The organism is Dyella sp. NPDC103356, from assembly GCF_055584465.1.
On the sequence record NZ_JBVJLZ010000002.1, the window covers coordinates 577,599 to 600,662 of the forward strand.

Below are 23,064 nucleotides of genomic sequence, written 5' to 3' on the forward strand. Positions count from 1 at the left end.
ATCATGGATATCTGGGCGCCGCTGCTGTTGTCGCTCAAGGTCGCTTTGTGGGCGACCGGCTTGAATCTTCTGTTCGGTACTGCGGTGGCTTACGGCTTGTCGCGCTGGCGCTCGCCGATCGCCGAGCTGGTCGATTCCTTGCTGACCTTGCCGCTGGTATTGCCGCCCACGGTACTGGGCTACTACCTGCTGGTGGTCCTGGGGCGCCACGGCGTGCTCGGTGCGTGGCTGGAGCGCTGGAACATCAATCCCGTATTTACTTGGCAGGGCGCGGTCATTGCCTCGACCCTGGTGGCGTTTCCGATGATCCAGAAGGCTGCGCGGGCGGCGTTTGAAGATGTCGATCCGCACCTGGAAGGCGCTGCGCGCGTCTTGGGGTTGCCGGAGTGGTCGGTGTTTTTCCGTGTATCGTTGCCGTTGGCGGCCAGGGGCATCACCGCCGGTGCCTTGCTGGCGTTTGCGCGTGCACTGGGTGAGTTCGGCGCCACCTTGATGATTGCCGGCAATCTGCCCGGCCGCACGCAGACCTTGTCGGTGGCGATCTATGCCGCGGTGCAGGCTGGCGACGATGCAGGCGCCAATACCATGGTCATCGTGGCGTCGATCACCTGCGTCGTCGCCTTGTTGATTGCCGGACGCCTGGCTCCCCAGCACAGCCAGCGGCGGTCGGAACGATGAGCGTCGATATCGCCATTCACCGCATCATGAATGACGCGCAGCGTCGGTTCGAGCTGGATGTGGCGTTTCGTTCGGACCGGCGTCGTATTGTGCTTTACGGTCCGTCCGGTGCGGGCAAGAGCCTGACCTTGCGTGCCATCGCCGGGCTGCTGAAGCCGGACCGCGGACACATCGTGGTGAACGGACGCTCCCTGTTCGATGCCGCGCGGCCGCTGAATCTGCCGACGCAGTATCGAAAGGTCGGTTATCTGTTCCAGGACTATGCGTTGTTTCCGCATCTTACGGTGGCGCAGAACGTGGCGTTCGGCGTGCAACGCGGCATGTTCAATCCACGCCGGCACGGAGATGTGCCGGCGCCGGCCTTGCGCTGGCTGCAGGCGTTCGAGCTGGAGCCGATCGCCGGCAATTATCCCGCGCAGATTTCCGGCGGTCAGAAACAACGCGTCGCCCTCGCTCGTGCACTGGCTGCCGAGCCGGACATCTTGCTGCTGGACGAGCCATTCTCGGCGCTCGATCCGGCACTGAAGAGTCGCATGCGCAACGAACTGACCATGGTGCAGGCGCAGCTCGATCTACAGATGCTGGTGATTACCCACGATCCCGCCGATGCCGAGGCGCTCGGCCAGCATGTATTCGAGATCCACGAAGGTCGCGTACGCAGCGAGTCGAACGTCTCAGCGTAGAAGGTGGGCCAGATCGTCCGGTGTGTCGATATCTATGGCGGCGTGCGGCACGGGCAGGGCGCGAACGCGTTCGGCATGGCGTTGCAACAGGACACGTGCGCCCTGCGGCCCGGACAGTTTCATCAGCGCATCGATATCACCGCGAGGAAACAGGCAAGGGGGCCCGAGCACACTGGCGAAGCTCGCCGCGATGATGAACTCCGGATCCAGGCGATGTGCGTCGATAAGCAGTTGCAGATCGTAGGCGTCGATCAGCGCCTGATCGGCGAGGCACAGCATGACGGCAGATAGACCAGGATGTTGCTGTGTCAGCTGATGCACACCCAGTGCGATCGAACTGCCCAGGCCTTCGTGCCATTGCGGATTGAATACGAGCGACACATCCAGGCCGTCGAGCAGGGGCTCGATCGCATCGCGATGCGCGCCGAGCACCACGGTGACGGTCGCGCCGGTCTGAACAGCTTCTCTGGCCACGCGATGCACCAGCGGCACACCATCGATCAGCGTGGCTTGCTTGGCCGAGCCGAAGCGGCTTGCTTCGCCGGCCGCCAGCAACACGATGCCGATCTCGCTCATGAGTGGATCGGACCGCTGGTGACGCTCAGTCGTCGGCCTTCGCGCGCGTTGAACGTGGCGACGATCTCGGCGAGCACGGCCAGTGCGATTTCCTGTGGCGTGTCCGAACCGATATCGAGCCCCGCCGGTACGTGCAACTGATCGAACTGCCCGTCGAGCGCGTGGTTCATTCGTCGGGCACGGTCGCGCGAGCCGATGGCACCGACATAAGCTGGAGAGCTGTCGCCCAGGGCGTTGAGGTACTCCACGTCGAGTTCGTAGCGATGCGTCATCACGACGACAGCAGTGAATTCATCCGGTTTCAATAGCTCGCAAACCGTGCTTGGGGTAGCAACGCGCGCCACGACCTTTGCCGGTAAGGCCATGGCGAGGAGTCGTTCGGCGTGGCTATCTACGACGGTCACCTGCCAGCCCAGCGTCAATGCCAGGTCGACCATGGCGCGAGCGCCCACGTTGGCACCGATCAAGGCCAGCGCCGGTCGTGGATGCAGTCGTTCGAACAGGGCAGTTACCGCGCCGCGTGGGGTGGCCAGTTCCCGGCGTTCGACGCGGGCGGAAAGAGCGCTCATGGGTTCGTCGAGCAGCGAACTCAGCGCTTCGTCGCCGATGTCGTCGAAAAGCGTGCGATGCGTGTCGTCGATTCTTCGGCGCGGGCGTGCCTGGACCGTGCCGTCATGGGAGAAAACCGTGGCCATGCTGCCAAGACGTCGCTCGCCGAGACAGTATTCCAAGGCCTCGAGATAAGCGATGTCCTGATCGCCGAGCACCGGTTCGATCAATACATCCAGCTCGCCGCCACAACCCATTTCGATCAGCACGTCGTAGTTGGCATCGCGGTTGTAGTGCACCAGCTGGGTTTGGCCGGTGGCGATGACTTCGTTGGCACGAAAGACGATATCGCGTTGCGGACAACCGCCGGCCAGCTCGCAGACGATGCGGCCGTCGCCGCGCACCAGCATGCTGGTACCGGCACGGCGAAAGGTGGAGCCGTGCGTATAGGTAATCGTCGCCAGCGCCGCGCCACCTGCGAAGCCGTCGCGTTGAAGTTCGCGCAGCGCGTCGATCAGCGACTGCAGCTCCTGTGGCGAGTTCATGGTGTCGTGGCTGCGGCATCCATATGCATGCCGATCCAGCCGCCGCGCAGGGAATAGACGTTGGCATAGCCTTGTTCGCGCAGGCGCTCGGCAGCGTAGCGGCTGCGCGCGCCGCGCGCGCAAATCAGCAGCCAGCGGCTGTTGGCGAAACTTGCCGCGTGGTCGAGCACTTCACCGGAGGGAATCCACAGCGCCTGGGTTTGAAGCGGATCGGCTTCGATCTCGTCGCGTTCGCGCAGGTCGACCAGTTGATAACCCGCCAGCACGGCGGCCTGCAGGCTTGGAAAATCCCGCTCCAGTGCTTCGTTCGATCGGCGCGCCGACAGACCTAGCTCGGCTTCGGCATGACAGTCGTGCTCGGCGCGGCGGGTGCGAATGCGGCGCATCTCCAGATCGGTCAAGTCGACCAGCACCAGGTCGTTGGCCAGTTTGCCGGGCAGATCGAGCAGAAGCTTCAAGGCCTCATTGGCTTGCAGCGTGCCGAGCACGCCCGGTGCCGGCCCCAATACACCTGATATTTCACAACTGCCCAGTTGTGCCGGGTCGGGTTCCTGCGGCCAGAGGCAGCGCATGCACGGCGTGGCCTGATCCGGACGATAGACATGCAGCTGGCCTTCGTATTGATACACGCTGGCGAAGATCACCGGTCTGCCGGTGACGACCGCCGCATCGCTGCAAAGATAGCGGCTGCGCATATCGTCGGTGCATTCGAGGATCAGATCGTAGGACGCAAACAGCGGCACGATCTCTTCGGCGGTCAAGGCGTGATCGATGCAGGCGACATCGACGCCGGGATTGAGCGCGCGGATACGCCGCGCCGCCAGCAGCACCTTGGGCTGGCCGATATCCGCCGCGTCGTACAAGGTCTGCCGATGCAGGTTGCTCGCTTCCAATACGTCGCTGTCGACGATGCCGATATGGCCCACGCCGGCACCGGCCAGGTAAGCGAGCACCGGGCAGCCGAGACCGCCGGCACCGATGACCAGCACCCGGCTTGCCGCCAGCCTGGCCTGGCCCTCCGGCCCGACTGCGGCCAGTCGCGTCTGGCGCGAGTAATCGGGTACGAAGCCTGGGGTCACGAAGCTTTCCTCAACCGTTGCAGGATGTCTTCGCGTTCGCCGGGTGAATTGGCGTTGTCCAGCGCCTGCGGATCGACCGGGGCGATCAGTTTCGTATCGATCGCGATCAGGCCCTTGCGCGGGCAAACCCGTCCGGTCGCAACACTCGCGGCCAGAGCGTCGATCGCCGACGGTTCCCAGATCGCACACAGCGGTTCGGGCAGGCCGTCATGCGCGCTGCTAAACGCAGTCGCATCGCGTGAGACATCGCGAGCGGCAAGCAGCGCATTCAAGGTCGCGCTATTGAGCAGCGGCAGATCGCAGGCAAGCACCAGCCACGCGGCATCCGGGTGGGCCGCATGTGCGGCAAGGATGCCGGCGGCCGGCCCGATATCGGCAAGCTGGTCGACGATCTGCGGCAGGCTGCGACGCGTCTCTTCGTTGCGCTGATCCTCACGCACTGACACATAGGCCTGCTCGACCACGGTTTCCAACAGGCGATACGCGGTCAGCAGTTGCGGCTGGTCGCCATAGTTCAGCAAGGCCTTGTCCTGGCCCATGCGTCGACTGGCGCCGCCGGTCAGCAACAGACCATAGAGTGGACGAGCCGGGGTATTCATGGCGTGGGCTCCGTAAGATCGATATCGCGCTTGCCGCCGCTCTTGCTCAGCAGACGCACGTCGCCGATCACCATGGCGTGCGACATCGCCTTGCACATGTCGTAGATGGTCAGCGCGGCGATGCTGGCGCCGGTCAGCGCCTCCATCTCCACACCGGTCGTGCCTCGGCAGGCCACTTCGCACTCGACCACCGCGTCATCGCCTTCGATATGGATGTCGAGGTTGCAGCGTTCAATGGCCAGCGGATGGCAAAGCGGGATCAGTTGCGGGGTGGCCTTCGCGCCCATGACGCCGGCAATCTGGGCGACCGTGATTACCGCGCCCTTGGGCGTGACATAGCCGGCATCGCGCAAGGCGGAGGCAACGTCGGCGGGGAAGCTGACCCGGGCCTGCGCGCGGGCAACCCGCCGCGTGATGGCCTTGTTGCCCACATCGACCATGCGTGGCTGTTGATTTTCGTCGACGTGCGAAAGCATCTTGAATCACTCCTGCATGAACATCGGCGCGCCGGTCATGACCATGCGCGAAAGGGCGCCGTAAAACCCGCTTCGAACGGCGACGCATTCGGCGGTAGCTCGATAATGCCATCCGTGCGCACCAGCGAAGCGAAATCACCGGACGTCGCCGACGGTACGGGTTGCGCCATCAGGCGGCCATCGTCACCGTCTTCGAGTGCGACGGGAATGAAGCAGGTAAGGCTGGCATGGGTGGTCAGCGGCGCGGCGAGGGTTACCGCGCGTGGCCGCGATGCCGGCATGCCGCTGGCGGCGCGCAATGCGGGTAGCACGTAGCGCAGCGTGCATACGAGCGCGGAGACGGGGTTACCGGGCAGGGCAAAGACCGGTTTGTCGCCCGGGGCGATGCCGAACCACATCGGTTTTCCGGGCCGTTGCGCGATCTTGTGGAAGACTTGTTTGACACCCAGTGTTTCCAGCGCACTCGGGATGTAATCGCGCTGCCCCATCGAGACGCCGCCGCACAGCACGATCACGTCCCGGTGTCGCAGCAGCTCGTCGAGCAAACCCAGGATGCGTTCACGCTCATCGGTGACGTGATGCACCGACACCTCGCCAAAATGGGCATCGCGCAGTGCCGCGGCGATGGCATGGTCGTTGGAGCGTCGGATCTGCCAAGGTTCCGGTTGCGCATCGATGTCGACCAGTTCGTCGCCGGTCGACACGACGGCAATGGCGGGCAGGCGGGAAACCTCGACATCGGCGATGCCATTGGTAGCCAGCACGGCGATTTCCGGTGCGCGCAGCATCCGCCCTGGCGACAACAGCAGATCGCCTTCGCGGCAGTCCGAGCCGCGGCGATGCACGAACTGTCCCACGGCGTTTACCGCGCCGACCGTCAGGTTGGCGTAGCCTTCCGACTTCCCCAGGCTTTCGACCGGCACTACGGTATCGGCGCCTTGCGGCAACATGGCGCCGGTCATTACTTCCAGGCAGTGGTCCGGCGTCGCGAGGGTCATGGCAGTCTCGCCGGCCAGCTGGGTGCCGGCGATGCGATAACGCGTAAGCGACGCCTCGTGGCGGATGGCGATGCCATCCATCATGACGCGGTCGAACGGCGGTTGATCGCGATCGGCGCGAATGTCCTGGCGCAATATGCGGCCTTGCGCCTGCGCCAGCGGAATGCGCTCGATGGCAAAGCGCGGCATATGCGCTTCGATCAAGGCCTCGGCGGCCGCCACGCTGATCGGTCCCTCCACGTATCGACTCCGGACTTGAAACGGGCTGGCAGTTTAGCGCGTTCCGTCGTCATCCCGGCGCAGGCCGGGATCCATTCCTCAGTGCCAATGCTTGCCAAATGTTGCCTGACAAGCGAGAGGTGAGGAGTGGATCCCGGCCTGCGCCGGGATGGCGAGTAGGAGGGGCTTCTACACGCCATCTTTACATCTGACGCGGCACGCAACACAAACAAGCGACTTAAAGATCAAGTTAGTTTTTTTGTGCTCAAGCGAGTGCTTTAATGACCCATTAGCGGAGGGTCCTCGGCCTAATGCCTCTCAGGGATGAGACCGAATCAAACTGGGAGAAGCTTATGTTGTCCTTGTCCGTCAATGGTCAGTCGCACCAGGTCGACGTTCCGCCCGACATGCCGCTGCTATGGGTATTGCGCGACGTCATCGGGCTTACCGGGACCAAGTTCGGCTGCGGGATTGCGCAGTGCGGCGCCTGCACCGTTCATCTGGATGGCCAGCCGGTACGTTCTTGCGTATTGCCGGTCGGCTCGATCGGTAGCAAGGCCATCACCACCATCGAAGCGGTGGGCAACACGCCCAATGGCGCCAAAGTGCAGCAGGCCTGGCTCGAGGTCGACGTCGTGCAATGCGGTTACTGCCAATCGGGCCAGATCATGTCGGCGACGGCCTTGCTCAATCGCACCGCCAATCCCAGCGATGCGGATATCGATGCGGCCATGTCCGGCAATATCTGCCGCTGCGGTACCTACGTGCGCATCCGTGCGGCGATCAAGCAGGCTGCCACCGGCAAGCTCGACATCCTGCAGACCATCGTGACCGCACCGCAAGGAGCCACGTCATGAGCAACGAAACGCAACATCTGCCGACCGATGAGTCGATCGACATCAGCCGCCGTCGCGCGCTCCAGCACACCGGCCTGGCCATTGCCTTCCTGTGGCTGGGCGGCAGCGGCATCGCATCGGCCAGTATCAATGCGCGTCGCCAGCCGGGCGATGCGGAGGCCGCAGCGGCCGATGGCAACCCGCCGTTCGCGCCCAATGCCTTTATCCGCATCGACACCGATGGCAGCATTCGCCTGGTCATGCCCTCGGTGGAGATGGGGCAGGCGATCTATACCGGCATGAGCATGATGATCGCCGAAGAACTCGGCGTCGGCCTGGATCAGATCAAGGTCGAAGCCTCACCGCCCAGTGATCAGCTCTATGGCATTCCCGCGCTTGGCGGACAGATTACCGGCGGCTCCACCAGCACGCGCGCTACCTGGCCGGTATTGCGCGAGGCCGGTGCGGTGGCGCGAACCCTGCTGGTCAGCGCGGCGGCGACACAATGGCAGGTCGATCCGTCGACCTGCTCGGTCGATCGCGGCGCCGTGCATCACCAGGCATCCGGGCGCAGCGCCAGTTACGGCTCGCTGGCGACGGCGGCCGGTAAGCTGCCGCTCCCGGACAAGGTGCAGCTGAAAGATCCCAAGGATTTCACCTTAATAGGCAAGCCGCTGCGTCGCGTCGACTCGGCCGACAAGGTCAAGGGGGCGACCCAGTTCGGTATCGACGTACGGCTGCCCGGCATGAAAGTCGCCGCGGTCAAGGCGTGCCCGACACTCAACGGAAAGTTCGCCTCTGTCGACGACAAGCCGGCACGCGCCATTCCTGGTGTGGTCGACGTCATTCATACCGAAGATGCCGTCGCGGTCATCGGCGATCACTTCTGGGCCGCCAAGCGTGGTCTGGAAGCGTTGGACATCCAGTGGAATCTGGGCGAGAACGCCAAGCTCACCACGCAGCAGTTGCGCGATGCACTGGCCGACAGCGCGCAGAACGGCAAATCCATCGTCGCCAAGGAAGTCGGCAAGCGGCCCGAAGGCGGTACAACCGTTACATCGACCTATCAGCTGCCGATGCTTGCCCACGCCACGATGGAGCCGCTCAACACGACGGTGTTCGTGACCTCGGACAAGTGCGAAATCTGGGTGGGCACACAGGTGCCGATGCGCGTGGTCGACGTGGCTGCCAAGATCACCGGCCTTGCCGCCGACAAGATTGTCGTGCACAACCAGTATCTGGGCGGCGGTTTCGGTCGGCGCCTGGAAACTGACTCGGTCGAACAGGCCGTGGCGATCGCCAAGCAGGTGTCCTATCCAGTCAAGGTGATCTGGACACGCGAAGAAGATATCCGGCATGACCGTGTGCGCCCGATGTATCACGATCTGCTGACGGCGGTGGTCGATGCCGACGGCAAGCCCTTGTGGTTCGGCGACCGCACAAGTGGCGGTACCGTGCTCGGTCGTTGGGCTCCCGGCGCGATGGGCAAGGATGGCCTCGACAGCGATGCCGTCGAATGTCTGGTCGAAACGCCTTACGACATTCCAAATACAAAGATCGAATGGATCCGCCACGACATGCCACCCGGTCTTGTGGTCGGCTGGTGGCGTGGGGTCGGGCCCACGCACAATCTGTTTTCGTTCGAAAGCTTTATCGACGAGCTGGCGCACAAGGCCGGCAAGGACCCGTTGGCCTATCGCCAATCCCTGCTGCAGAAGAACCCGCGCAGTCTGAAAGTGCTCAACACCGCCGCCGAAAAAATCGGCTGGGGCAGCCAACCGTTGCCCGCGCGCGTGGGCCGCGGGATCGCATTGGGCGAACCGTTCGGTAGCCGTGTCTGTGCGATCGTGGAAGCGGAAGTCACGCCGCAAGGCGAAGTGGTCATGCGCAAGGCGGTGGTGGCTTTGGACTGCGGTATCGCGATCAATATCAGTTCGATCGAAGCCCAGGTTCAGGGTGGCCTGCTGTTTGGCCTGAGCGCAGCGCTGTATAGCGAAATCACGCTCAAGAATGGAGCGATCGAGCAAAGCAACTTCCACGACTATCGCAATCTGCGCATCAACCAGACGCCGGTCGTCGAAGTGCATCGGATCGAGAACGACGAAGCGCCGGGTGGGTTGGGCGAAGTCGGCACGGCTATCGCAGCACCAGCGTTAGCGAATGCCATCTTTGCGGCAACCGGTGTGCGTCTCTACAAACTGCCGGTCGATCGCACACTGCTGGTCCAGAGCGGCGATGCCATGCAGCACGTCGTGTCATCGGGGTCCGGCAAGGGGAGGGACGTGGCATGAAACGTTTCTTTCTGATCATCGTCCTGCTCATCGTTATCGGCGGCGTGGCCTATGTCTTGCTCAACCGCACCGACCCCGCCGAAGGTGCGGCGCCCGTCATTGTTGGCGCGCCATCCGGTTCCGATCCGATTGCGCGTGGCGAGTACCTGGCCAAGGCGGCCGATTGCACCGCCTGCCATACGGTGCCCGGTTCCGATAAGCCATTCGCCGGCGGCGTAGCATTCAAGTTGCCGTTCGGCACGATTTATTCGAGCAATATCACGGCCGACGAGGCGACCGGTATCGGTAGCTGGAGCGACGACGACTTCGTGCGCGCGGTGCGCGAAGGCGTGCGCAAGGACGGCGCGCATCTGTATCCGGCATTTCCGTATACCTCTTATACGCAGCTGAGCCGTGGCGACGTGCTGGCGATCAAGGCCTACTTGTTCAGCCTGCCGAAGATTCACCAGGAAGACCGCGCCAACGAACTCGGTTTCCCGTTCAATCAGCGCTGGGCGATGGGTTTCTGGAACGCGGGGTTCTTCAAGAGCCAGCGCTTCGTTGCCGATACATCGAAGTCGCCGCAATGGAATAGCGGAGCGTATCTGGCCAATGCATTGGGTCATTGCGCGGAATGTCATACGCCGCGCAACTTCGCCTTTGGATTGAAGAACGGCAGCGCGCTGTCCGGCGAATCGCTGCAGGGCTGGCGTGCCTATGACATCACCTCCGATCCCGATCATGGCGTCGGTGGATGGAGCGAAGCGGAGCTGGCGAGCTATCTCAGCACCGGCCATGCGCAAGGTCGTGGTTCGGCCTCCGGTCCGATGGGCGAGGCGATCGAGAACAGCCTGCAATATTTGAAGCCGGAAGACACCGCCGCTCTGGTGACCTATCTGCGCGGCGTGCCGGCGAACTCCGGCAAGGACCCGATCAGCGTCGACGCCAAGGCGGCGCCCGCACTCGCATCCACCGACGCGGCGCCCGGCGGCGACTCCGCCGATAGCCAGCACCTGGGCATGCAACTGTTCGAAGGCGCGTGCGCGAGCTGTCACCAGTGGAACGGCAAGGGTCAGCAGACCAGCTACGCCTCGCTATTGGGCACGCGTGGCGTCAACGATCCGGCCGGCACCAACGTCACCCAGGTGATCCTCAACGGTTCCAAATTGCGCATTGGCGATACGGACGTCTACATGCCGGCTTTCGGCAAGGCGTATTCGGATACGGAAGTCGCGGCGCTGGCCAACTACGTGATTTCGCATTTTGGCGCCAAGACAGGAACCGTGACGCCTGCCGAGGTGGCTCGGCGACGGGCTATATGAAGCGGATACTTGTTGCCTTGTCTTTGCTTTGGACGGCCGCGGCGGTTGCGGCCGATGCCCCGGTCCAGCACATCAACCCGCCGGCATTGAGTACGCCCCACGGGTATTCGCACGTGGTCGTCGTGCGCAGTGGCCGAACGGTTTATGTGGCTGGGCAGGTGCCGCTTGATCGGAATGGGGCGCTTGTGGGGGCGGAAGATCTGGCAGCCCAGGCCCGGCAGGTATTTGAAAATATGAAGGCCGCGTTGAGTGCGGCTGGTGCGAGCTATGCGGATGTGGTCGACATGACGACCTATCTTACGGACGTGTCGCAGATCGATGCGTATCGAAAAGTGCGCGACCAATATATGTCGGCGCCATTGCCTGCGGCGAGTCTCGTCGAGGTGAAGAGTCTGTTTCGCAAGGATGTGATGATCGAGGTTAGTGCGATCGCGGTCGTACAGTAGCTTTCGGGTTCTTTGTGGGAGCGGCCTAAGCTGCTCCCACAAAAGAAGGTTGCCGAGATCGGCTTCAGCCCCCGGTATGGCTCCGCGTCACCTCAAAAAGAAACCACATGCGACGTTCCGACTCGTCGATCCAGTTCTCGATCAGGCTGGCAGTCGCAACGTCCTTATGGTCGTCGCACAGGTCGTGCACCTTGCGCAGATAGCCGGTCAACGTCTTGTTGTCTTCGCGCAGCTCGGCAAGCATGTCTTCGGGCTGTACATACTCGGCATCGTTGTCCGATAGGCGCTGATGTTTCGCGATGCTGCCGATCGAGGTAAGGGTGCGGCCGCCGATCTTGCGCACGCGCTCGGCGATGTCGTCGGTCATCGCAAAGATCTGCGAAGCCTGATCGTCCAGCAGGAGGTGGTAGTCGCGGAAATGGGGGCCGCTCATATGCCAATGAAAATTCTTGGTCTTCAGGTACAGGGCAAACACATCGGCGAGGGCGACGTTCAAGGCGGCGCTCAGGTCACGGGTCGCCTTGGCGGACAGATCGGTCGGCGTGGCTAGCGGCGCGTTGCGGCGCTTCTGCAGTTGCTGTTCGCGTTTCACATCGTTCTTGCTCATGGTCAGCTCCGACGGGGTGGGTTTATCGCTTAAGGTACCACCGTCGGAGCGGTTCGGATCAGTGATTGCGTGGCGCTTCGTAGTGCTGGTCGACCTCGAGCGCCTTCGCATAGGGGCCGTTCCAATCCCGCTCGAAAATCTGGGTCAGCGTCTTCGCGGGTGCCTCGCCCTGCACAAAGATCGATGCATCCACCGTATTGTTGAAATAACTCCATTCCCAGTTGCCCGTGCCGATATAGACGCTGCGGTCATCGGCTACCGCATACTTGGCATGTTCTACGCGTGCGTAGGGGATAAAGCCTTGCGGAGAGGGCGGCAACTGGGTGAATTTGATCGTCACGTTGGGCAGTACGGCAAGGCTCTTCAAATACGACTGCATGGGTTCGCGCAAGGCCCAGTCCGCCACGATGATATGCACCTGCACACCACGCGCCGCGGCATTGCGTAACGCGGCATCCACCTCCGCCCACCAGCCCTTCGGGCCGTACTGACGAATCGCCGATAGCGTCATGACCTGGATGCGCAGCATGTGCTGGCTCTGGTCGATCATCCGCACCAGCGCCGGCTGCTCGGCGGTCAACGCGTAGGGTGTAAGCGAGGGCGGACTGAACGCGGGGAACGCGGTCAGCACAGCGCCGCCATCGCCATGCAGGATGACCGGATCGTCGCTGGTGACGGGGGCGAAGGGGAGTGGCCTGGTCGCTTGTTCGGCGGCCTTGGGCAGATCGGGCTTGCCGGCGACTTGCCAGTCGAAATCGAATGCCGCGCCGAACGTCTGCGCCAGACGTGGATTGGCGATGCGTGCACCGATCTCGTGAATCTGGTCGATGGCGCGCCAATCCCAGTTCTGGCTGCCCACGAAGACGACGCTGTTGTCGACCACCATGTACTTGGCGTGCAGCACGCCGCCGGTCAGCTTTTCCACGGGAAGCTCGCGTACTTCGATGCCATCGATGCCGCGCAGGCGCGTTACGCTTTCCAGGTTGTCCTTGAGAAAGGTCTGGTCTACCAGCAGACGCAGCTTGACCCCGGCCTTTGCCTTGGCGATGAAGGCATCGACGACCGCGGCAAACTGGCTACCTGGTTTGTCGGAAATATAGAACGCCGCAATATCGACGCTCTGCTTGGCGCTACCGATCATTTGCAGCCATACGGCCTGTGTCCGGGCAACCCCGGGCTCACCATAAACGCTCGCTTCCGGCACGCTTTCGACGATCTGAAAATCCGGCGCGGCCTGATCCGGTGCATGTCGCGCGGATAGCTGGGTGGCTGGGCTCAAAACGAGGCCCGCGAAGAGACAGCCCAGGCCAATGGCCCGGCGTGCGCGTGTGAAATCGAAATAGTGCATGGCAATGGCCCCCTTGAGTCGCTGTTATAACATAACAATCGCAAGGCAATGCGTCAGCGTTATGACCAAGACGAAGTCCGGAATTCGTGACGCGAAAAAGTGACGTCACAAAAATACAGTGCTTGCCGCGGCGCGCCCCAATTTCAAGGAAATTTGCCGATTTTCGTTACGCGGCACCGTACTTTCTACTTGAATATAGTGACGCGTCACAATATTATGCAGCCAACGTCATAAGGAGGAATCGTGATGCGTGATGCAAAAGACCCCGGCACGCTCGAATTGCGCTTTCGAGCGCGAGCGGGTCGTCCATCGTTGTTTGGCCGGCCGCTGACTCCGGCCGAGCGTGCAAGGCGTTATCGCCTGCGCAGGGCCGATCGCATGCGCATGGCCAGGCGTTCGCCGGAAAAGGCCACCGATGTCAGTTTGCTGGACGAGCTGCGCGGCAGCATGGCCATGGGTCGTGCGCGCAATATCCATCGGATCATTCGGGAGATCGCCGCGCGCTACCCCCTTTAGGCAGGGGCGGTGTCGCGGAAACGGACATAAGATGTGCCACCGTTGCCACGTCCCGGGGTTCGTATGATCTGCAAATCGTTTGCCACCGCCGCCGTCGTTATTGCTGCTGTTCTCACGATGTCGCCCGCTCGGGCCGACACGAGCGAAGAGAAAGCCGTGTTGGTGCCGATCCAGGCGCTGTTCGACGGCATGGCCAAGTACGATCGCGATGCCATGCTCGCGCCGGTACAGCCCGAGGGGAGTGTGGCCTTGCTACGTGACGGCAAGGTCGTGCGCATGACCCTGGGCGACTTCGCCAATCACATCAAACCGGGCAAGGACAAGATCCAGGAGCGTATCCACGATCCGCTGATTCGTATCGATGGGGATATCGCCATGGTCTGGGCGCCTTACGAGTTCTTGATCAACGGGCAGGTCAAGCATTGTGGGACCGATGTGGTGAACCTCGTGCGGATCGAGGGGCGCTGGCTGATTGCAGGTATTGCCGATAACAGTCGGTCGAGTTGTTCGGCGCGGTAGCGGAGCGATTGGATGACAACCACATACATAGTGTGGCTGTGGTGGGCCGGTCGCGGCTGAAGGGGGGGGGCTTCGAATAACTTCACCATTCCTATCGTCGTCCAGGCGTAGGCCGGAATGACGAGTAGGAGGTTATTCGAGGTCCCCTGAAGTTGCTGCCCACCTAGGCGCGACGAATAACTCAACTCAGCTATTCAAAATGCAACACAAACAAAAATAGACGTCCGGATGTCCATCCGTACTTTGTAACAAGAGTGAAGTGCAAGCAGCATAGGCTTGCCCGCGCTATCGGCGCCACTTCATCGCGCGTGTTTCCCCGGCACGCATCGATTCGACATTCACTTTCTGCTTCCTCCCCATGTCCACAAAGAAACCGCAAGATCCGTCTCAGCCCCTCTCCGATGCACCCATCGACTCGAACCGACGCCGCCTCCTCGGCGGCATGGCACTGGCGGGTGCAGCCATCGCAGCCGGTGGCGGCGAGGCATTGGCACATGCGGCAAAGCCAGCTGCGCAAAAACATTCGACGGGCGACCTCGATGCGCAACTACGCAAGCATGTCCAGCATGTGGTGGTGATCTACGCGGAGAATCGCAGCTTCAACAATCTGTTCGCCGAGTTCCCCGGACTGGAAAAGCCGCTTTCATCCTTGCAGCCCCACGAGTATCAACAGCGCGATCGCGACGGCACGCTGCTGAAGACATTGCCGCCGATCTGGGGCGGCATGGTGCCGTGGGAGCAGGTCGCCGACCATCGCAAGCATGTGATCAAGGAATCGGATATCACGGGGTTGGCCAACGCGCCGTTCACCCTGAAAACGACGGATGGCCAGCCGCTGCCGCATGGCCTGATCACGCGCGACCTGTGGCACTCGTTCTATCAGAACCAGTTGCAGATCAACGGCGGCAAGAATGATGGCTTTGTCGGCTGGGGCGATTCGGGCGCGATGGTGATGGGGCGCTATGGCGATACCCATATCAACCTGCGTCTGTGGCAGGTCGCCAAGCAGTACACGTTATGCGACAACTTCTTCATGGGCACGTTTGGCGGCTCGTTCCTGAATCACCAGTATCTTGTCGCGGCGCAGCCGGGGTTCTATCCCGATGCAGCCCAGAGTCCGGCCAAGATGCTGATCGCCGAGCTGGAAAGCGACGACCCGACCGACATTCACCTGAAACTGGCGGAGAATTCGCCGAAGAGTGCGATGGCCGGCATACCTCGTTTTGCTTCGCGCAGCGCATTGACGCCCGATTTCTTTGCGGTCAACACCATGAGTCCGCCGTATGCGCCAACGTTCCCGTTGGACGCTACGCATCCGGAGCTCGCCGATGCCAATAGCCCCAACCGGTTGCCACCGCAGAACCACGAGACCATCGGCGACAAATTGTCGGCCAAAGGTATCGATTGGGCCTGGTACGCCGGTGGTTGGCAGGATGCGCTGGATGGACATGGCGACGGCGGCGAGAACGAGTTTCCGCAGCGGCCGAATTTCCAGATGCATCATCAGCCGCTCAACTACTTCAGCCAGCTGGCTCCTGGTACCGAAGCGCGCAAGCGGCATCTGCGCGATGGCGGCACCGGCGACATCGCACGCAGCAATCACTTCATTGCCGACGCGGAGGCCGGCAAGCTGCCGCCGGTAGCGTTCTATAAACCGCAAGGCGATCTCAATATGCACGCCGGGTATTCGGACGTGCATGCCGGGGATCAGCATATTGCGCGTATTCTCGATGCCTTGCAGCGCAGTCCGCAGTGGCAGTCGATGGTGGTGCTGATCACCTTCGACGAAAACGGTGGCTGGTGGGATCACGTGGCACCACCCAAGGGCGATCGTTGGGGGCCGGGTTCGCGTGTGCCTGCCTTGGTCGTATCGCCTTTTGCCCGTCGCGGTTTCGTCGATCACACCGTTTACGACACCGGCTCGATCGCCCGCTTCATCACGCGTCGCTTTGGGCTGGACAAGCTGCCAGGCCTGGCGATGCGCGAAAAGGCGATGCTTGCCGCCGGCGGCGTAGCGCCGGGCGATCTCACCGCGGCGTTGCAGTTCGAGTCATAGCCCACCCGTATACGCAGTCTTGTTTGCTTCGCTCCGATGAAAGCGCAAACCCCATGGCCGCTATCCTGCAGTGAATCAGCTCCTGGGTTTGCGCTTCTTCGCCGGAGCCGGTCGCGTAGACGGCGCCTTGTCCGCACGCGCCGAACTTCGTTTCTTCAAGGTGGCGGCGTAGCGTTCCTCGCCCTCGACAAACTTGTCGTAGTAGCGCACCACCATTTCGGCGACTTCGGCATTGATCATGTCGCCATCGAGCTGCGGATTGTCGATCACCATTTCGGTGGCGGCGTACATCACTTCGGTGGACAGGCGCATGGAGAAGCGCAGGTCTTCTTCGCGCGCATTGGGAAAACGATCGCGCAAACCTTGGTAACTGGTTTCCGATACCGATTCGTGCGAATCGAGACGGATGTGACGCAAGGTCGGCACGGCGCGCAACGCGCGCATGATCCAGGCCGAACCCGGGAAGGCGAGGGTGGCGGCGTTGATCGCGGCCTGCATGTCGCGCAAGCCGCGCGTGGTCGCTTCACGCGAACCGTCATAGTCGAGCGCTTGTTCCTGCGCCAGCCACGCGCGATAGGCCTGGTTCTGACACTTCATCAGGCGCTCGCCAAGCTCTTTCAGAATGGCGTACTTGTTGGGGAAATAACGGTAGAGCGCCGGCGGCGACAGGCCCGCCTTTTCGCAGATCAGATTGGTCGACAGGCGCTCCACGCCCACTTCGCCGAGCAGATGCGAGGTGACGTCGAGAATCAATTCGAAGGTTTCGACCGAACGCTGTTGTACCGGTTGCTGCTTGGTGTCCAGCGAAATCTTGGTCGTGCGCGCGCCGGGTCGCTTTCGGCGCATCGTGTCAGTCATGGGTCGCCCTTGAGATCTGAGCTCCTGCGAACGTTCGTGTCGCAAAGAAGCCATCGCTCGAATCATACGGTTCTTTATGTCGGCTGGCGATGCGCAACATCTGCTGCATCGCGTCACGCGTCATCTGAGCGTCAACGCGTCGTCATCAAGTAACGATAGTCTTAATTACTGTTTCTGTAGCACCCCTCACATCCAGGTCTCGCACACCCCATCGGGCTCGATCGAGCTGACCGGTGCGGGCGAGTGCGCGATCTTTACCCGCAGGAGTTTCGACGTTCATGCATCACGCAATACGTATGGGCCTGGGTTTGGCGGCCCTGGCCACTGCACTTGGCGCAGCCGCGCAAAACACCAGCAATCTTCAGGGTATTTCGGTATCGGCCGCGGTCGACGACCCCAACGCTGCGCCGCCGGGCACTGCTGCCGCGTTGGCGCCGGCGCAAGGAAACATGGCCGAGCTCGAGCCCCAATCGGTGTTGAATCGTAATTACATCCAGACGATCGCATCGCCTAAGGACGATTACCTCGCCGTACTCGAACTGACGCCATCGGCGGTCAACGCTTCTCCCAATGGCGCGGGTCTGTCCAGCAAGAGCGGTACCGTGCGCGGTTTTCAGGACGGCGAATACGACGTCACGTTCGATGGCATTCCGTTTGGCGATCCGGGTGCGTTCGGTCACGCGACGACTGCGTTTTTTCCTGCGCCGACACTCGATGCCGTCGTCGTCGATCGCGGTCCCGGTACGGCGAGCAACCTCGGTAACGCAACCTTCGGCGGCACCGTCGCACTTTACTCCGCGCCGACCACCGACAAACCGTCGGGTCAGGTGTCGGCGATGTTCGGCAGTGGCAATACCTGGCAACTCGCCGGTACGGCCAATACCGGCACGATGAACAAGATCGGCACGGAAGCCTCGGTCAATTACACCCATCTCGAATCCGATGGCTTGCTCGATTTCGCCGGGCTGCGCCAGGACAACGTGCTGTTCAAGATCAAGCAGCCGCTGGGCGACAGCACCACGCTGACGCTGGTAGCCGACTACAACAAGGTGAAATGGAATACGTTCACCGCCCAGCCCACCAAGCAGACCGACCGCTTCGGCCTGGATTTCGGCGGCCTCAACAACGACCCGAATTCGCAGGGCTACTACAACTACAACATCGACGATCGCCACGCCGATTTCGAGTACCTGCAGCTGCATGGCGACTACGGCACCTGGCGCCTCGACAACAAGCTCTATACCTATGGCCTGCGCGACAGCGGTCCGGGTGGCGTGGACTTGCTCGGCAATACACCCAACAAGGCCCTGCTGCCCAATGGCGGTGTGCCCGGCGCGATCAATCACAGCATCTATCGCGCGTATGGCGACATGCTCAAGGCGGAGAAGGACGTCGGCAGCGGCTGGCTGGATAGCACCTTGCGCGCGGGTATCTGGGCGGAACGTACCTACCAGAACCAGGACCAGGTCACGGTCGATCTCTCGACGATGACGCCGCGTGTATTGGCGGGTACGCCGAACGCCAACATCATCGACACCCGTCAGCACACCAATACCACGCAGAGTTATGTCGAGGTGGAGTGGCGACCGATCGAGAACCTGAGCATCGTGCCGGGTATCAAGCACATTGATTTTGACCGCACGCTGGAGGGTGTTTCGAACTTCCTGCCCGTGGGTGGCGCCGGGCATTTCAGTACCACGCTGGGAGCGGTCGCGGTCAACTATCGCTTCAGTCCGAACCTCGCCGGTTACGCGCAGTGGGCTGAAGGTTTCCAGGCGCCGAAGGTGAACATCCTGCAGGGCGATGGCAGCAACGTCGATCCGCAGCAGACCAAGAACTACCAGGCTGGCCTGGTGTGGAAAGACGCACACACCGTCGCGGACATCGATGTGTATTACATCGATTTTTCCAATCTCGTAAGCAGCGTGGAAGAGCCCATCGGTCCCGGCGGTTCGCTGATCTCCGTGTTCGTCAATCAGGGCGGCGTGATCTACAAGGGTATCGAGGGCGAGATCACCCATATTCTTGGCGATTCGGGGTTCAGCGTCACAGCGAACGGCAGCATCAACAGTGCCTATTCCAAAACTACGGGCCTGCAGATCGCCAACGCGCCCAATGCCACGGCCGATGCGGGTTTTATCTACGACAAAGGTCCGTTGTACGGTTCGTTCCTGATCAAATACGTGGGGACGCGTTTCACCGGCGTGGGCGAGACCAGCGGTGCGACGTACAACGCCAACACGCGTTTGCCGACCTACAACTATGCCAACTTGAACATCGGTTATCGATTCACGCCTGACCTGAGACTGCAACTGTCGACCAATAACCTGTTCGACCATCGCACGCCGATCCAGGGCAACGGAGCGGCGACCAATCCGACGTTCTACTACCTGGCGGCGCGTAACTACACGCTGCAGATGACCTACACCTTCTGATATCTGTTACCGAAGAAGAGAAGCATTGATGAAACCTTTTGTTTCAAGCATGCGCCGCGCACTCGGGCTGGCGATCGCCTGTGTGGCGATCGGCGCGCCGCTCATGGCACAGGCCGGTGAGCATGTCGCCGACGTCAATCCGTTTATCGGTGAAGACTGGTATGGCGAAGTCTTTGTGGGTGCGTCGGTGCCGTTCGGCATGGTCAAGCTGGGGCCGGACCTGCACGGTTATGGCAATCGCAAGGGCTTCCAGAGCACGGGTGAGGTGCGTGGTTTCACGCACCTTCACCTGAGTGGCGGTTCGGGCAAGTACGACAACATCCGCGTCGCGCCGAGTACGGGCGAATTGCAACCGACCGATATCCATTCGCCGCGCGGCGACGAGCAGGCCAGCCCGGGTTACTACGCGACGGACCTGACCCGGTATCGCGTCAAGGCCGAGCTGACGGCGACCCGCCGTACCGGTATGCATCGCTACACCTTCGCCGATGCCGGCGAGGCCCACATCACGATGGACCTCGATCTGCTGAGCAAGGGTACCGGTCCGGAAACGCAGCGCTTCCTTGGTGGCGAGATCAAGGTGGTCTCGCCCAACGAGATCGTTGGCGTGGGCCGTTATATCGGCGGCTGGAACGAAGGCGGTGAGTACGACGTCTACTTCGACATGGTCACCGATACTCCGGCGCAGGCAACGCGAACCTGGCTCGGCAAGCAGCTAAGCGATGCACAGCAGGCGCATAGCGACATCGACCAGCCGCTGGGCGCATCACTGGATTATCAGGTCAAGGCAGGGCAGGCGATCCAGGCCAAGGTCGGCATCTCCTTCGTCAGCGGAGCGCAAGCGCACCAGAACGTGACGCAGGAGATCGCCGGCTGGAACTTCGATGCCGTACGCCAGGCCACGGCGGCGCAATGGAATCAGGCGCTCGGTCGCATCGAGATTCAAGGCGCGAACGACGCCGAGCGTCGCGTGTTCTACACGGCGCTGTTCCATACGATGATGATGCCGTCCGACCATACCGGCGAAAATCCGAAATGGACGTCCAGCGAGCCGTACTACGACGATTTCCAGGCCATCTGGGATACGTTTCGCAGCCAGGGCCCACTGCTGACCCTGATTGCGCCGGATCGCCAGCGTGACATCGTGCGCTCGCTGATCGATACCTATCGTCACGCCGGTTATATGCCCGATGCGCGCGTGGGTAACGACAACGGTCGCACGCAAGGCGGCAGCAATGCCGATGTGCTGGTCGCCGATGCTTACGTCAAGGGACTCAAGGGCATCGACTATGCCACGGCGTTCAAGGCGATGTTGAAAGACGCGACGGTGCCGCCGGCCGATGCGCGCAAGGAAGGGCGCGGCGGTCTGGACACCTATAACACCCTCGGTTATGTCGCCCAGCCTACCGAGCGTGCCGGTTCGCGCACGGTCGAATATGCGTACGACGATTTCACCATCGCGGAGCTGGCTTGCGGTCTGGGCCATGCCAAGGAGGCCAGGCTCTATACGCAGCATGCCGGCAATTGGGCCAACCTATGGGATGCGACCCAGGTACAGGAGGGCGTGAGTGGCTTCCTGCGGCCGCGTAACGCCGATGGCAGCTGGGCGCCGCAGTATCTCGTGCGACGCGGCACCTGGCCCGACTTCTACTACGAAGGCGATCTGTGGACCTATTCGCTGTATGCGCCGCAGGACATGCGCAAGCTGGTGGCGATGTCCGGCGGTAACGAGGCGTTCGTGAAGCGGCTCGATGCAACGTTCGACAACCTGCATTTCGACGTGACCAACGAGCCGGGTTTTCTGATTCCCGATCTTTATCTGTGGGCTGGCCGACCGGACCGTGCTGTCGATCGCATCGTTACCTTTCTGCAGAAGGCCTTCAAGGACACGCGCGGCGGCATTCCGGGCAATGATGACTCGGGCGCCATGTCCAGCTGGTATGCCTTCCAGTCGATGGGTTTCTATCCGAGCCCGGGCCAGGATGTCTATCTGATCGGCACGCCTTCGTTTCAGCGCGTGGATATCGATCTCGGGCAGGGCAAGACCTTTACGATCGTGGCGGAGAACTTCACCCGTGACCGTGTGAACCGCTACGTGCAGTCGGCCACGCTCAATGGCAAGCCGCTGGACAAGGCGTGGTTCCGTCATGGCGATATCGCCAACGGAGGAACCTTGACGCTGGTGATGGGGCCGAGTCCTTCGCGTTGGGGCACGACCACGCCGCCGCCTTCGATGTCCGACCCCGATTTTGCGCTGTGCAAGCACTGACGCTTGCCGCCCATCCCATTGCACAGGAACTCACCATGCTCATCTTGCGCCACGCTTCCTTGTGGTCGATCGTCGGCACGTTGCTTACGTTGTCCGCTTCTGCATTTGCCACCGATGATTCGGTGCGTATCAATCAAATCCAGGTTGTCGGTACGCACAACAGCTATCACGCGGGTTTCGCACCCAGTGCCACCAAGGTCATGTTGAAGGAGGCGCCGAAAGAATTCGCCGCCATCAACTACAGCCACCCGTCCTTGACGCGTCAGTTCGACGATGGCGTTCGCCAGATCGAGCTGGATGTGTTTTCCGACAGCAAGGGCGGCATGTATGTGGACCCGGCCATCGATCATATGGTCGACCTGAACGGCCTTCCGGATGATCCGCCGACGGCGCCGCCCGGTACGTGGGAAAAGCCCGGCTTCAAGGTGATGCATATCCAGGGCGTCGATCAGCGCAGCGTATGCCAGCCTTTCACGGCCTGCCTCAGTGAAGTCCGTGCGTGGTCGAAGGCGCATCCCAAGCACGCGCCGCTATTCATCCTGGTCGAGACCAAAGAGGAACCGTTGAAGGTAAAAATCCCGACGGTGGACCCAGAGCGGTTTACGCCGGCTGTTTTCGATGCGCTCGACAAGGAAATCGCTTCGGTGTTTCCGGCCAGCGAGATCGTGACCCCGGATAACGTGCGCGGCAAATACGCCACGCTCGACGAAGCGGTGCGCAAGGGTGGCTGGCCGACCCTGGCCAAGGCGCGCGGCAAGGTCGTCTTCCTGCTCGATCAGCGCAAGATCGAAAGTGTCTATCTCGATGGGCATGATGCATTGCACGGCAGGATTGCGTTTACCAATGCCACGCCTGGCGCTCCCGATGCCGCGTTTACCGAGTGCAACGAATGCGGTGCGGATGAGATCAATGCTTTGGTACGTCGCGGTTATCTGGTGCGTGCGCGTGCCGACGATCCGGCGCAGGGGCAGGGTGTGCGTAACGATGGCACGCGTCGTGATGTGGTGTTGAGTAGCGGCGCGCAGATGATCAGTACCGATTATCCGGTGCGTGAGCCGTCGGAGCATGGGTATGAAGTCGGTCTGCCCGGTGGGGTTGCGGTGCATTGCAATCCGGTGTTGACGACGGCGGCGCAGTGCAAGGATGTGGGGTTGGAGATGTTGGGTACGAAGTAGCGTGT

At 61.8% G+C, this 23,064-nt stretch carries 21 protein-coding genes; 12 read left to right on the top strand and 9 right to left on the bottom strand.

Features of this window, described 5'->3' with window-relative positions:
- Nucleotides 1–3 precede the first annotated feature (3 nt).
- Together modB and ACZ6WW_RS06055 are read left to right on the top strand one after the other, a co-directional pair.
- Nucleotides 4–678: a molybdate ABC transporter permease subunit gene (gene modB / locus ACZ6WW_RS06050; protein ID WP_465273382.1), complete on the top strand. Its 675-nt coding sequence runs from the start codon at nucleotides 4–6 to the stop codon at nucleotides 676–678.
- Entirely contained in the window at nucleotides 675–1,361 is a 687-nt protein-coding gene (locus tag ACZ6WW_RS06055; RefSeq protein WP_465273383.1) for an ATP-binding cassette domain-containing protein, read from the top strand. Before modB ends, ACZ6WW_RS06055 begins: the two co-directional genes overlap by 4 nt.
- Here the strand turns inward: ACZ6WW_RS06055 and ACZ6WW_RS06060 are convergent.
- The 6 genes from ACZ6WW_RS06060 to ACZ6WW_RS06085 are packed head-to-tail and all read right to left on the bottom strand — an operon-like array spanning nucleotide 1,353 to nucleotide 6,423.
- Nucleotides 1,353–1,937: a nucleotidyltransferase family protein gene (locus tag ACZ6WW_RS06060; protein ID WP_465273384.1), complete on the bottom strand. Its 585-nt coding sequence runs from the start codon at nucleotides 1,935–1,937 to the stop codon at nucleotides 1,353–1,355. The genes ACZ6WW_RS06055 and ACZ6WW_RS06060 overlap by 9 nt on opposite strands.
- Nucleotides 1,934–3,031 carry an XdhC family protein gene (locus tag ACZ6WW_RS06065; RefSeq protein ID WP_465273385.1) on the bottom strand — a complete coding sequence of 366 codons (1,098 nt, stop codon included), beginning with the start codon at nucleotides 3,029–3,031 and terminating at the stop codon, nucleotides 1,934–1,936. The genes ACZ6WW_RS06060 and ACZ6WW_RS06065 overlap by 4 nt, the downstream gene beginning before the upstream one ends.
- Nucleotides 3,028–4,110 carry a ThiF family adenylyltransferase gene (locus ACZ6WW_RS06070; protein WP_465273386.1) on the bottom strand — a complete coding sequence of 361 codons (1,083 nt, stop codon included), beginning with the start codon at nucleotides 4,108–4,110 and terminating at the stop codon, nucleotides 3,028–3,030. The genes ACZ6WW_RS06065 and ACZ6WW_RS06070 overlap by 4 nt, the downstream gene beginning before the upstream one ends.
- Nucleotides 4,107–4,709, bottom strand: coding sequence for an NTP transferase domain-containing protein (locus tag ACZ6WW_RS06075; protein ID WP_465273387.1), 603 nt, complete (start codon nucleotides 4,707–4,709; stop codon nucleotides 4,107–4,109). Before ACZ6WW_RS06075 ends, ACZ6WW_RS06070 begins: the two co-directional genes overlap by 4 nt.
- Nucleotides 4,706–5,185, bottom strand: a complete 480-nt coding sequence (gene moaC, locus ACZ6WW_RS06080) for a cyclic pyranopterin monophosphate synthase MoaC (RefSeq protein ID WP_465273388.1) — start codon at nucleotides 5,183–5,185, stop codon at nucleotides 4,706–4,708. The genes ACZ6WW_RS06075 and moaC overlap by 4 nt, the downstream gene beginning before the upstream one ends.
- 35 nt (nucleotides 5,186–5,220) lie before the next feature.
- On the bottom strand, nucleotides 5,221–6,423 hold the full coding sequence (locus ACZ6WW_RS06085; protein ID WP_465273389.1) for a molybdopterin molybdotransferase MoeA: 1,203 nt from the start codon (nucleotides 6,421–6,423) through the stop codon (nucleotides 5,221–5,223).
- 332 nt (nucleotides 6,424–6,755) lie between these two features.
- Here ACZ6WW_RS06085 and ACZ6WW_RS06090 point away from each other — a divergent pair, with 332 nt between their 5' ends.
- The 4 genes from ACZ6WW_RS06090 to ACZ6WW_RS06105 are packed head-to-tail and all read left to right on the top strand — an operon-like array spanning nucleotide 6,756 to nucleotide 11,276.
- A complete protein-coding gene (locus tag ACZ6WW_RS06090; protein ID WP_465273390.1) occupies nucleotides 6,756–7,259 on the top strand; it encodes a (2Fe-2S)-binding protein in 504 nt (167 codons plus the stop codon).
- On the top strand, nucleotides 7,256–9,529 hold the full coding sequence (locus tag ACZ6WW_RS06095) for a xanthine dehydrogenase family protein molybdopterin-binding subunit (RefSeq protein WP_465273391.1): 2,274 nt from the start codon (nucleotides 7,256–7,258) through the stop codon (nucleotides 9,527–9,529). Before ACZ6WW_RS06090 ends, ACZ6WW_RS06095 begins: the two co-directional genes overlap by 4 nt.
- Nucleotides 9,526–10,830, top strand: a complete 1,305-nt coding sequence (locus ACZ6WW_RS06100; protein WP_465273392.1) for a c-type cytochrome — start codon at nucleotides 9,526–9,528, stop codon at nucleotides 10,828–10,830. The genes ACZ6WW_RS06095 and ACZ6WW_RS06100 overlap by 4 nt, the downstream gene beginning before the upstream one ends.
- Nucleotides 10,827–11,276 (top strand): RidA family protein, encoded by a 450-nt coding sequence (locus tag ACZ6WW_RS06105; RefSeq protein ID WP_465273393.1) that lies wholly within the window; start codon nucleotides 10,827–10,829, stop codon nucleotides 11,274–11,276. Before ACZ6WW_RS06100 ends, ACZ6WW_RS06105 begins: the two co-directional genes overlap by 4 nt.
- A 64-nt stretch (nucleotides 11,277–11,340) precedes the next feature.
- On the opposite strand, the gene ACZ6WW_RS06110 is transcribed toward ACZ6WW_RS06105, so the two are convergent.
- Nucleotides 11,341–11,883 carry a Dps family protein gene (locus tag ACZ6WW_RS06110; protein WP_465273394.1) on the bottom strand — a complete coding sequence of 181 codons (543 nt, stop codon included), beginning with the start codon at nucleotides 11,881–11,883 and terminating at the stop codon, nucleotides 11,341–11,343.
- 58 nt (nucleotides 11,884–11,941) lie between these two features.
- Nucleotides 11,942–13,231, bottom strand: coding sequence for a phospholipase D-like domain-containing protein (locus tag ACZ6WW_RS06115; protein WP_465273395.1), 1,290 nt, complete (start codon nucleotides 13,229–13,231; stop codon nucleotides 11,942–11,944).
- Between the two features lie 246 nt (nucleotides 13,232–13,477).
- Between ACZ6WW_RS06115 and ACZ6WW_RS06120 the strand changes: the two genes are divergently transcribed.
- The 3 genes from ACZ6WW_RS06120 (at nucleotide 13,478) to acpA (ending at nucleotide 16,322) form a co-directional block, all read left to right on the top strand.
- A complete protein-coding gene (locus ACZ6WW_RS06120; RefSeq protein ID WP_465273396.1) occupies nucleotides 13,478–13,747 on the top strand; it encodes a hypothetical protein in 270 nt (89 codons plus the stop codon).
- Nucleotides 13,748–13,810: 63 nt separating this feature from the next.
- The gene (locus tag ACZ6WW_RS06125) at nucleotides 13,811–14,266 is read left to right on the top strand and encodes a nuclear transport factor 2 family protein (RefSeq protein WP_465273397.1); all 456 of its coding nucleotides are present in this window, start codon (nucleotides 13,811–13,813) and stop codon (nucleotides 14,264–14,266) included.
- Nucleotides 14,267–14,624: 358 nt separating this feature from the next.
- Entirely contained in the window at nucleotides 14,625–16,322 is a 1,698-nt protein-coding gene (acpA, locus tag ACZ6WW_RS06130; protein ID WP_465273398.1) for an acid phosphatase, read from the top strand.
- A 75-nt stretch (nucleotides 16,323–16,397) separates the two neighbouring features.
- On the opposite strand, the gene ACZ6WW_RS06135 is transcribed toward acpA, so the two are convergent.
- Nucleotides 16,398–17,180: a TetR/AcrR family transcriptional regulator gene (locus ACZ6WW_RS06135; protein ID WP_465273399.1), complete on the bottom strand. Its 783-nt coding sequence runs from the start codon at nucleotides 17,178–17,180 to the stop codon at nucleotides 16,398–16,400.
- A 278-nt stretch (nucleotides 17,181–17,458) separates the two neighbouring features.
- On the opposite strand from ACZ6WW_RS06135, the gene ACZ6WW_RS06140 reads away from it, so the two are divergent.
- Genes ACZ6WW_RS06140 through ACZ6WW_RS06150 form a run of 3 tightly spaced genes read left to right on the top strand, consistent with a single transcriptional unit; the run spans nucleotide 17,459 to nucleotide 23,059 of the window.
- Nucleotides 17,459–19,615, top strand: a complete 2,157-nt coding sequence (locus tag ACZ6WW_RS06140) for a TonB-dependent receptor (RefSeq protein ID WP_465273400.1) — start codon at nucleotides 17,459–17,461, stop codon at nucleotides 19,613–19,615.
- A gap of 28 nt (nucleotides 19,616–19,643) precedes the next feature.
- A complete protein-coding gene (locus ACZ6WW_RS06145) occupies nucleotides 19,644–21,884 on the top strand; it encodes a GH92 family glycosyl hydrolase (protein WP_465273401.1) in 2,241 nt (746 codons plus the stop codon).
- Nucleotides 21,885–21,919: 35 nt separating this feature from the next.
- Nucleotides 21,920–23,059 (top strand): phosphatidylinositol-specific phospholipase C1-like protein, encoded by a 1,140-nt coding sequence (locus ACZ6WW_RS06150; protein ID WP_465273402.1) that lies wholly within the window; start codon nucleotides 21,920–21,922, stop codon nucleotides 23,057–23,059.
- Nucleotides 23,060–23,064 lie beyond the last annotated feature (5 nt).